The following is an 11,178-nucleotide window of genomic DNA, read 5'->3' on the forward strand; positions in this document are numbered from 1 at the left end:
ATTACTTTGCCCCCTTTGAAACGGGTGTCACATTACCCTTATAGTCTTTTTGATATTGCATGTTCTTGATTGGAACGTATTGTAACTTCTTAACAACTTGATTTTGAATCTTATCAGTCATGATATATTCCAAAAATTTCTTAGTCATACCAGTAGGTTCACCCTTAGTATATAGATGTTCATATGACCAGATAGTCCAAGTGTTATTCTCGATGTTCTTAATTGTTGGTTCAACATTGTTTACCTTAAGAATCTTAACAGTGCTATTCAAATAAGGCATGGCTAAGTAACTGATGGCACCGTTAGTATTGTAGACAATTTGGCGTACCATTCCACTTGAATCCTGTTCTTGAGAACTGGCAAATTGTGCATTGCCCATAACATCATCTTCAAAAGCTGATCTAGTACCACTTCCATCAGCACGGTTGATGATAGTAATCTTCAAGTCTTGTCCACCAACTTGTTTCCAATTAGTTACTTGACCAGAAAAGATTTGTCGTAATTGTTTGATCGTTAAAGAGTCAACTTTGACATCCTTATTAACGATTGGAACCATTCCTACTGCCGCAATTCGATGATCGACTAATTTGCTAGCGTCGATATTATCTTTTTGTTCAGCATAAAGATCAGAGTTACCAATATTTACGGCACCCTGTTGTATCTGGCTCAATCCAGTACCTGTTCCTCCACCCTGAACATTGACGTACTCATTAGGATTGTCCTTTGAGAATTCTTCACCTGCAAGTTCAACCAAAGGTTGTGCTGCTGAGGATCCAACAGCTGTGATAGTCTTCTGATTGCTACTCCCAGAACAACCAGATAACACAAAAATTGCAGAAAGCATTACAGCAAATAATGCAACAAGTCTTTTTTTCAATATCCTCACCTCTATCCATTCAATAGTAATATACCAATGTATATTTTTTGTATAAAAATGGCTTAAATTACAAAAAAAATCATAAAAAAAAGCTATCGAATTAATCGATAGCTAATTGAAATTTTTATAAATTATTTTATGACATAACTGTCATTAGCACTAACCCATTCTGTTGTAGCAACATGATACCAAACAGTACCATTTGAGTCAGTCTTAGTCTTGTTATAGTACCAATCAGTATTTGTCATTAAAGCACGGTTCTTAACAAGGTTACCATCATTATCATAAATTCTAGCATATGGTGAAGTTGTTGTACGAACTGTTCCTGTAGTTGCATCATTATCAGCACCACTGTTTGTTTCAGCAGTTCCATCATATTGAGTTAAATTGTATGTTGAAATCAAACTGTTCAATGATGAAGCATAGTTAGGAGCAGTTGCATATCTGCCTTGTAGCCATGCGGTAGCATCAGTATATGAAGCAGCATTTTCTTTCCATGTACCTGAGTAATAACTTGAGTTCCATGAAACACCGTTACGTAACTTATCACCATTATCTAAGAATGATTCATAGTAACTTGGATATTGTCTGAAGTTAGCATAGATTGTATACCAGCCTTGTGATGCACTCCACTCGGATGTTGGCATTGAGACATAAGCACCGTTATAGTCACCCTTAATACCAAATAAGTTATGACCTTGAGTAGCTAGAGTTGATGTACCCCAAGCACTTTCAAGGATAGCTTGAGCTAACATAACAGAAGCATAAAGATTATACTTTGCAGCAGCTTGTTGAGCCATTGGAACAGCTTCAGCTAAGAATGCTTGTTGTTGAGCAGCTGTAACGCCACTACTTGTTGCTTGAACAACAGCCTTTGTTGATGTTTGTGTTTGAACTGCAGCTGAATGTGCAACAGTTGTATCGACCTTTGAAACATCTGATCCGGCGATTACATTAGTATCTTTATTATCTTGAGTTGTGTTACTTACTTGTTCTGTAGAATCCGGAACACTAGTAGTGTCCGTGGCAGCGGAAGCAACCGTTGGTGCAGCGACGGCAGCTAGTGTGTTGAGAACGGCAACGCTTGTTAACAGCACTTTTTTATTCATTTAAGGAATCCCCCTATATAATATCTATGTATTAGATTACTATCTTGAAAACGTATTTTCAATGAATCCTCCGTTCTGTAACAGAAACTAAATATTGTGTAATATTTCTGCAACATTGTGAGTAAATGAGTACACTTTTTAAGAATTTATTAAGGTTTTATTGCCTTTCTCTTAAAAAAATAAAAAAATCACTTTTCTTTTCAGAAAGTGATTTTTTAAAATTATTCCAAAATTAATTATTTTTGAGTAATGTCGTTAGCATTGACCCACTCGTTTGTAGCAACATGATACCAAACTGATCCGTCAGCATGTGTTGATTTCTTATTAAAATACCAATCAGTATTCGTCATCAAAGCACGATTCTTAATTGCCTTACCATTATTATCGCTGATACGTGCATATGGTGTAGCATTAACAGTCACTGTTCCTGTAGTAGAATCATCATTTGAACTACCATTTGTTTCAGCATTTGTATCAGTATTTGTATCAGTATTAGAATTATCTGGTGTAACATCAGGTGCTGAAGTTTGACCATTATCATACTGAGTTAAATTATAAATTTGGATCATATTGTTCAAAATAGCTGCATATGTTGGTTCAGTAGCGTATCTACCCTGCAACCAAGCAGTAGCATCTTGATATGATGAAGTATTTTCTTTCCAAGCACCACTATAATACTTTGCATCCCATGCAACGCCGTTACGAATTTTATCACCGTTGTCAGCGAATGATTCGTACAAACTTGGATACTTTCTAAAAGCAGCGTTAATATAGTAATACCCCTGTGAGGCACTCCACTCAGCAGTTGGAAGATTGATGGATGAACCGTTGTAATCACCCTTCATACCAAACAAATTATTACCCATTGTTGCTAAATCTGAACTACCCCATGCACTTTCAATAATAGCTTGAGCAAGCATGACAGATGCATAAACATTATACTTAGCTGCAGCTTGTTGGGCCATTGGAACAGCTTGAGCTAAGAATGCTTGCTGTTGTGCTGGTGATACATAATTACTTGATGATTCAACAATAGTTGGTTGAAGTGGATCTGCTGAACTTGCCTGAACAACAGCCGAATGAGCAATCGTAGGATCAGCCTTCTTAACTTCAGGACCAGCAATAACATTGGTATCACTAGTTTTGTCTGAAGTTTGTTGTGTTGTAGTTTGATTAGTAATGCTTGCAGCTGAAGCAACAGTTGGAGCAGCAACCGCCGCAACAGTATTCAAGACCGCAACACTAGTTAACAGCACTTTTTTATTCATATATACCCCCCTAAATAACGTTATCTATTTCACAGGTTACTATTCGAAAAATATACATTCAACGATTTGGAAGTTTTATAAATAAAAATTAAACAATTGCAAACAAAAAGCCGAGATTTCTCTCGACCTATAATATTAAATAACGTATGTAGTATCGACCCATTCGTTTGTAGCAACACGACGATATGTAAGACCATTTACTTCTTTGGTCTTATCAGTTTGCCAATCAGTATTATTCATCAACGCACGATTTCTAACAGGAGTAAATGTTCCATCATCTTTTAACGCCATGATCGGAACATAATCACCATTAGAATTATTAACACGAAGAACATTGGCACTTGGGGTCGTTGAACCATTGTTGTCTGACCCAGAGTTAGTATTACCACCATTCTAAGCATATACATTACCGTAACTCTTAAGGTTATTGTAGTAATAAGAAATCATACTATTCATTTCATCCATACTGTAACCTTGAGCTGCAAAATAAGTATCAGGGTCAACATGAGTTGTTTCATGATACATCAAGCTTACTTGATGATGAGATAAAACAGTTTGACCAGGAATGTCTGGTAAATTGTATTGAATCAACTTTGATGCCACATAAAAAGCATCATTAGCAATTGAACGTGCAAAAGCATCGTAACCGTTCACGCGACAAAGTTCGATTTGAATATATTTATAATTGGCCGATGGACCGGCACCCCAGACTCCATAATCAGCACTGTGAATGTTGATTGTTTCCTTGTCATCAGTAAAAGCATGCACGTAAGTCTGTTGTGTCTTCCAATTGTTGTTAAAGCTGGTAACAAATTGTTCCGCATTAACACCAGGAGTGGCCGTTTCATGAACAACGACCCCTTCAGGCTTACCAACCCCATTTTCATATCCAAACCACTCATTAAAAGTACCTTCGCGATATTGGATCTTAGCTGGTTGAATCTTATTTGAAATTATATAATCATTGATTCCTGACGCCTTAACTTCAAGATTGTTATTAGAAAATAACAATACTCCAAAAAAGACAGACAAAATACTCAGAAACCAAATCTTTTTTCCCTTAAACATATAGTCCTCCCCTATTTCTAGAATTCTTACTTACCAACTATAACTTAGAAATACCGGCTTGCGAACCCTTTTTGGTATTACATTTTGATTACAAAAGAGCCGAATTCCATTCTGGAATTCGGCTCTATTATTTTAATTATAATGGAATGTTAACCGTAAATGTTGAACCAAGGCCCTTATGCGATTCCACACTGATCGTACCATTGAGTGTATCAACAGTCTCTTTGACAATGGCAAGTCCCAACCCTGTACCACCTGTCTCCAAGCTTCTGGATTTATCAACACGATAGAATCTTTCAAATACCCGATTCTGATCATCATCTGTCATCCCGATACCTGTATCTTTAATAACAAATCTAATTCGATTTTCAATCTCATCATGATGGAATTCAATTGAAATGTCACCATTTTCTTTATTATAAGAAATAGCATTTTTAATCAAATTACTCATTATAAGATTTATTTTTTCTTTGTTGATCGTAATATTCTGATTACCAAAGAAACTCGTATTTACTTGAATACCATGTTTATTAATTGGAATTGACAAACTATCAATTATCTTATCTATATCTTCAGAAATATTAACCATTTGAGATTGTTCAGTATCTTTTTTGACCTTAGACAGCGACAAAATATCCTGAATCAATTCAGATAATCTTACACTCTCATGATTAATAATATTTAAGAAGTGATCAAGCTTCTCAGGATCATCCTTAGCACCATTCAATAGAGTTTCAGAGAATCCTTCAATTGAAGTTATTGGTGTCTTCAACTCATGACTTACATTATTAACGAAGTCAACCTGCATTTGTTCAAAACGACGGCTTTCTGTCAGGTCATACAAGATAACTAATACTTGTTGATCAAAGTCTTCACGAGAATGAACTAGTCGAATAACATTGGCATCAACATATTTTTGTGAATTACCAACTAGTTGTATTTCACGATGATGATTTTTATTTTTGCGCAAAGTGTGTTCAATCATTCGACTCAAACTATAGGTTTTAACATCTTCAATAAATGGATGTATATCATTTGAAATGTTTTCATCCAATAAACCAGCCATAGCTTGATTATGCATCAATACTTCGCCTTGAGAATTTAGTAGCATAACACCAATTGGCAAATGACCAATCAACCCCTTGAAGCGACGTTCACGCAATCTAGCATTGTCACGTAACTCATTAATATCTCTATTGATATCATTAGTTTGTTCAACTAGATCATAAAGCTCATCATCAGGCGATAAAATCAATGATGCCATGTCTTTATTCTTACGAACACGTTTCAAGTTGTCCGTAACACTTTCAATATCCTTACTCAACATCTGACGTCGACGGTAGAAGAATAGGATCATTGAATCAGTCATAACGAAATAAACAAAAGCAACCATTACAAATGAAAATGTGTCTTGACTCCATAAACGTTTGTACTTTTTAGCGACAACGTAGTGATTTGACCCGTGCATGTAATACATTGTACGAGTACCAAAAGTATTGTTGGTTACAAAATTTTGGCCTGGCGTCAAACGTCCACGATGAATCAAATCATAAGCACCTTTTTCCAAACTCGTATTGCGCTTGGTTGTATCCACATAATACAAACTAGAGTATCTGGCTGCTTCTATTTGAGAATGATTCTTCTTCAATTCACGATATGAAGCAGTCTCTTCTTCAAACATTTCATTTTGAGAATGACCAAGAATATTATCAGAGAATACTGCCAGAACGATAAAGACTATTACTGATATGGCGATCGCAATTATTGGACCTAATTTTTTTCTCATCATCACACCTCTAAGACATAACCGAATCCGTGCACGGTTTTGATTATTTGTGGATCCTTTGTATCTTTTTCAATTTTATCACGAAGGTGGCTGATTTGAATGTCAACCATCCTTAATTGAGAATTAGAATTCAATCCCCAAACATTATCAAAAATCTGGTCTCGAGATACAACTATCCCTTTATTGTCCAATAAGAATTCTAACAATTGGTATTCCTTGCGAGTTAAGGGTATCTCAGTTCCATTGATCATCAAACTCTTAGCTGCCTTATTTAGAGCAAAATGTGTCTTATCAGACTCCGAGGTCCTACGCAACACAACTTCAATACGAGCCAACAGTTCTTTCACACTAAATGGTTTCGTAATATAATCATCCGCACCACTGATCAAACCTTCAATTTTATTCTCTTCAGCATCTACAGCGGTCAAAAATATAACTGGGGTTGAATTACCTGAGGCACGAACTTTTTTGAGGATTTCGATACCGCTTATTTTAGGAAGCATTTGATCTAATAATACCAAATCAAATTTTTCCATCAATATTCTGTTCAGTGCATCTTCTCCATTATTGGAGCAGTCAACATCATAACCATTAGCGGTTAAATTATATTCAATTAATTCTAGGATCGATGCTTCATCATCTACAACTAAAATTCTTTTTGGCATATTAATCTGGATTCTCCCCTTGAAGTTTCCATTGTAAGTAAGCATAAATAAATGGATCTAAATCTCCGTCCATAACAGCTTGGCCGTTACCACTTTCATAATTAGAACGATGATCCTTAACCATTGTATACGGATGGAAGACATACGAACGAATTTGCGATCCCCATCCAATATCCATTTGTTCACCTTTTATTTCAGCATTCTTCTTGGCTTGTTCTTCTTGCTCTCTTTGATACAGTTTAGCCTTCAACATATTCATAGCAGTTTGTCTATTTTGTAATTGTGATCTTTGCGCTTGAGAACTAACAACTATTCCTGTTGGCAAATGAGTAATTCTTACAGCAGATGAGGTTTTGTTGATATGCTGACCACCAGCACCAGATGAACGGAAAACATCAACACGCAGGTCGTCATCATTGATCTCAACATTGATCGAATCATCAAGTTCTGGCATGACATCGACTGAAGCGAATGATGTATGGCGTCTACCAGCAGAGTCAAATGGTGAAATTCTAACTAAACGATGTACTCCACGCTCAGACCTCAATAATCCATAGGCGTTCTTGCCTTTAATAATCATTGAAACACTCTTGATACCTGCTTCATCACCTGGTTGATAATCTTCAATCTCTACAGAAAATCCGTGTTGATCAGACCATCTCTGATACATGCGAAGCAGCATTTCTCCCCAATCCTGTGATTCTGTACCACCAGCACCAGGATGAATTTCAAGGATTGCGTCATTAGAATCGTAAGGTTCAGACAGTAACATTGTCAATTCATACGATTGCATTTTGGATTCTAATTCCGAAGTGTCTTCCTCTAGCTGAACTAACAGATCATCTTCCGGATCATCTTGATATAATTCTTCTAATACTTGTAAATTTTCGAGAGCTTCATCCAGACTTTTAAAATTATCATATTTGTCTTTTAAATCATTATTTTCATCAATTACCTTTTGAGCGGAATCGTGATTATCCCAAAAACCGTTCTCAGTCATCTTGGCTTCATTTTCAGCGATTGCTTCTTCTAGACTATCTAAGTCAAAGAGACCCCCTGAATTGACTGATTTTACTTTCAATATTGCTTATTTTAGTTTTTATTTCTCCAAATTCCATAATTACACCCTTATAAAAAAAGACAGGCCAAGCGGCCTGCCGATTTATCTTTCCATGTTTTGTCTAATTTCGGCCTTCATGAATAATCTGGTTACATCATATTCGATATCTGAAACCATTTCTTCGAACATACGATATCCTTCTTCTTGATACTCAACAAGTGGATTCAATTGTCCATAACCACGTAAGCCAATTGATTGACGCAATTGATCCATCGCATCAATATGATCAGTCCAGTGTTCATCAACAACTCGAAGAATAACAACTTTTTCAAATTCTAGCATTTGTGCTGGATCACCAAGTTGTTCTTTCTTAGCTTCGTAGTTCTTGTTAACAAAGTCCATTAGGTACTTAACGATTTCATCAGCTGTCTTCAATTGAAGATCAACTACACTGAAATCTTTGTCATTTACTAGAGCCGATTTAGCAAAATCAGCAATGGCATCTAGATCCCAATCTTCTGTCTTACCTTGTGTATGTACATCAACTTGAGCTTTGATTGTACGTTCGATCATAGGTAACAGAACACGGTCAAGATCTTTGTCCTCAGTAATGACTTCCATTCTTTCCTTGTAGATAACTTCACGTTGTTCACGCATAACGTCATCATACTGTAAAGTATTCTTACGTGTATCGTAGTTATTACCTTCAACACGTTTTTGAGCAGATTCAACTTGACGAGTCATCATACCACTTTGAATAACCGCATCATCGTCTTCGATCTTCAATGCCTTTAGGACACGCTTGATTCTATCTGAACCAAAACGTTTCATTAAGTCATCTTCAAGAGACATGTAGAATTGCGTAACACCAGGATCACCTTGACGACCAGATCTACCACGTAACTGATTATCAATACGACGTGATTCATGACGTTCGGTACCGAGAACACACAATCCACCGACTTCTTTAACACCAGGTCCAAGCTTAATATCAGTACCACGACCAGCCATATTAGTAGCAATCGTAACGGCGCCACGTTGTCCGGCGTTCATAACGATTTCAGCTTCCTTAGCATGGTTCTTAGCATTCAAGACAGCATGTGGAATGCCTTCTTTATCAAGTAACTTAGATAAGTATTCTGAAGATTCAACCGCAACGGTACCAACTAGTAATGGTTGGCCCTTTTCGTGACGAGTTTTGATATCTTCAACAACTGCCGCAAACTTACTCTTCAATGTTGGATACAGTACATCTTCTTTATCATCACGAATAACAGGTTTGTTAGTAGGAATTGAAATAACTTCCATGTTGTAGATTTCTCTGAATTCTTCAGCTTCAGTCTTAGCAGTACCTGTCATACCTGACAACTTGTCGTACATACGGAAGAAGTTTTGGTAAGTAATATTAGCCATTGTCTTAGTTTCGTCTTGGATTTCAACACCTTCTTTGGCTTCAATAGCCTGGTGTAATCCATCTGAATAACGACGACCATCCATAACACGACCAGTAAATTGGTCAACGATCTTAACTTCACCCTCTTGAACAACATAATCAATATCAAGAGTCATGATGTAGTTAGCACGTAAGGCTTGATCCAAATGATGGTTCAAGACAGTGTTGTCAATGTCATATAAGTTATCTAAACCAAAATAATCTTCGGCTTTTCTAATTCCTGTTTCAGTCAAACTAATTGACTTTGTAGGCCAATCAATCTTGTAATCATCTTTTTCAAGAGTCTTAGAAAATCTGTCTGCACGAACATACATAGCAGTAGACTTCTCAGCAGCACCAGAAATGATCAATGGTGTTCTAGCCTCATCAACTAAGATCGAATCAACTTCATCGACGATAGCAAAATGTAATGGACGTTGTACCATTTGTTCTTTGTAAACAACCATGTTGTCACGTAAATAATCGAAGCCTAGTTCACTGTTAGTTGAGTATGTAATATCACAATTGTATGCTGCACGTTTTTCTTCTGAATCCATGCTGTTAACGTTAAGACCTACTGATAATCCTAACCAGTTGTACAATTCACCCATCTCTTTGGCATCACGAGATGATAGATACTCATTAACTGTAACAACGTGAACACCTTTTCCAGCCAGGGCATTCAAATAAACTGGTAATGTGGCAGTCAAAGTCTTACCTTCACCAGTTTTCATTTCAGCGATGTTACCTTCATGAAGCGTAATACCACCAATGATCTGAACTCTAAATGGATAGAGTCCTAGAACTCTCTTAGCACCTTCACGAGCTGTAGCGAAGGCTTCAGGTAAAATATCATCTAATGTTTCACCCTTAGCTAATCTTTCTTTAAATTCAGGAGTCTTAGCTTTAAGTTCATCGTCAGAAAGTTTTCCCATTGCATCTGCAAAGGTCTCAACTTTATCGGCAATTTTGCCCATACGTCTGACTTCTCTTTTGTCGCTTTCGACCCATTTTCTTAATGGATTTGCCATATGTAATAATCTCTCCTAAATACTAAACATACTCTTAATAGTAGCATTTTTTTTGAATGTTTTAAACTCAGAATTATATAGAGTCTTCCAGAGTTAATATACTACACCATATTTGTATATTTTTGGTGTATTTTGCACAAAATTAAAAAAATACTAACCCTTATTAATTATTAATTTAATTCATATAAATAACATGATTGTACTTATAAATAAAAATTAACCAGAAAAAAAGCTAGGACATAGAGTCCTAACCTTTTTAAATTTCCTATTCGTTTGTTTCGATCAAACCATACTTACCGTCATTACGTTTGTAAACGATGCTTGCACCATTAGTTTCAGCATCTTCGAAAATAAAGAATTCATGTCCAAGCATTTCCATTTGTAGAACTGCTTCTTCAGCATCCATTGGTTTTAGAGATAGGCGCTTTGTTCTAACGATTTGTGATTCGTCTTCTTTGGCGTCTTCAGCAGAAACATCATCTAAAGGAATATCCTTGATGCTGCCTGATTCACGTCCCTTACGATTTACACGTGTCTTAAATTTCTTAACTTGTCTTTCAAGCTTATCAGTAACAAGGTCAACTCCTGCATACATGTCATCATTCATTTCTTCAGCTCTTAGAGTCATGTATGGTAGTGGAATGGTTACTTCGACCTTAGTCCCCTTTGATGGATAAGTTTTCAAATTAACGTGAGCAATTGGATTGCTTTCGTCACTGAAATATTTTTCCATTTTGGATAGTCTTTTTTCAACATAGTCGCGAATTGATTGTGTTACCTCGATATTTTCACCACGAACATTAATTGTTAACATAAGAATCTCTCCTTCCGACGATAGGAAATTAAAGAGTGTATCTACTCTTCAATATAATTATATAGTTC

10 protein-coding genes are annotated in these 11,178 nt (G+C 36.3%); all 10 read right to left on the reverse strand.

From position 1 onward, the window contains the following. Position 1 precedes the first annotated feature (1 nt). Positions 2–877 (reverse strand): phosphate ABC transporter substrate-binding protein PstS family protein, encoded by an 876-nt coding sequence (locus tag EKM68_RS00465; RefSeq protein ID WP_125587709.1) that lies wholly within the window; start codon positions 875–877, stop codon positions 2–4. Positions 878–1,008: 131 nt separating this feature from the next. After that, positions 1,009–1,986, reverse strand: coding sequence for a glycoside hydrolase family 73 protein (locus EKM68_RS00470; RefSeq protein ID WP_125587710.1), 978 nt, complete (start codon positions 1,984–1,986; stop codon positions 1,009–1,011). Between the two features lie 236 nt (positions 1,987–2,222). Next, positions 2,223–3,254: a glucosaminidase domain-containing protein gene (locus tag EKM68_RS13785; protein ID WP_125587711.1), complete on the reverse strand. Its 1,032-nt coding sequence runs from the start codon at positions 3,252–3,254 to the stop codon at positions 2,223–2,225. A gap of 135 nt (positions 3,255–3,389) precedes the next feature. Next, positions 3,390–3,545 carry a hypothetical protein gene (locus EKM68_RS13650; protein ID WP_225422935.1) on the reverse strand — a complete coding sequence of 52 codons (156 nt, stop codon included), beginning with the start codon at positions 3,543–3,545 and terminating at the stop codon, positions 3,390–3,392. 102 nt (positions 3,546–3,647) lie between these two features. Continuing rightward, positions 3,648–4,322, reverse strand: coding sequence for a peptidoglycan recognition protein family protein (locus EKM68_RS00480; RefSeq protein ID WP_225422936.1), 675 nt, complete (start codon positions 4,320–4,322; stop codon positions 3,648–3,650). A gap of 136 nt (positions 4,323–4,458) precedes the next feature. Then, entirely contained in the window at positions 4,459–6,108 is a 1,650-nt protein-coding gene (gene pnpS / locus EKM68_RS00485) for a two-component system histidine kinase PnpS (RefSeq protein WP_125587712.1), read from the reverse strand. A 2-nt stretch (positions 6,109–6,110) separates the two neighbouring features. Further along, entirely contained in the window at positions 6,111–6,773 is a 663-nt protein-coding gene (locus EKM68_RS00490; protein WP_125587713.1) for a response regulator transcription factor, read from the reverse strand. 1 nt (position 6,774) lies between these two features. Next, a protein-coding gene (gene prfB, locus EKM68_RS00495) for a peptide chain release factor 2 (RefSeq protein WP_125587714.1) occupies positions 6,775–7,891 on the reverse strand; the annotation gives its coding sequence in 2 pieces (ribosomal slippage) (positions 6,775–7,839 and positions 7,841–7,891; 1,116 coding nt in all). 44 nt (positions 7,892–7,935) lie between these two features. Next, complete coding sequence (gene secA, locus EKM68_RS00500; RefSeq protein ID WP_125587715.1) at positions 7,936–10,296, reverse strand: preprotein translocase subunit SecA; 2,361 nt, start codon at positions 10,294–10,296, stop codon at positions 7,936–7,938. 265 nt (positions 10,297–10,561) lie between these two features. After that, a complete protein-coding gene (gene hpf, locus EKM68_RS00505; protein WP_125587716.1) occupies positions 10,562–11,110 on the reverse strand; it encodes a ribosome hibernation-promoting factor, HPF/YfiA family in 549 nt (182 codons plus the stop codon). Between the last annotated feature and the right edge of the window lie 68 nt (positions 11,111–11,178).

It is taken from the genome of Companilactobacillus jidongensis, assembly GCF_003946575.1.
Classification (GTDB): domain Bacteria; phylum Bacillota; class Bacilli; order Lactobacillales; family Lactobacillaceae; genus Companilactobacillus; species Companilactobacillus jidongensis.

Bases quoted from the DNA above. Each gene is read 5' to 3' on its own strand.
- pnpS (WP_125587712.1), bottom strand. From the start codon at position 6,108: ATGAGAAAAAAATTAGGTCCAATAATTGCGATCGCCATATCAGTAATA.
- secA (WP_125587715.1), bottom strand. From the start codon at position 10,296: ATGGCAAATCCATTAAGAAAATGGGTCGAAAGCGACAAAAGAGAAGTC.
- hpf (WP_125587716.1), bottom strand. From the start codon at position 11,110: ATGTTAACAATTAATGTTCGTGGTGAAAATATCGAGGTAACACAATCA.
- EKM68_RS00480 (WP_225422936.1), bottom strand. From the start codon at position 4,322: ATGTTTAAGGGAAAAAAGATTTGGTTTCTGAGTATTTTGTCTGTCTTT.
- EKM68_RS13785 (WP_125587711.1), bottom strand. From the start codon at position 3,254: ATGAATAAAAAAGTGCTGTTAACTAGTGTTGCGGTCTTGAATACTGTT.
- EKM68_RS13650 (WP_225422935.1), bottom strand. From the start codon at position 3,545: ATGGCGTTAAAAGATGATGGAACATTTACTCCTGTTAGAAATCGTGCG.
- EKM68_RS00490 (WP_125587713.1), bottom strand. From the start codon at position 6,773: ATGCCAAAAAGAATTTTAGTTGTAGATGATGAAGCATCGATCCTAGAA.
- EKM68_RS00470 (WP_125587710.1), bottom strand. From the start codon at position 1,986: ATGAATAAAAAAGTGCTGTTAACAAGCGTTGCCGTTCTCAACACACTA.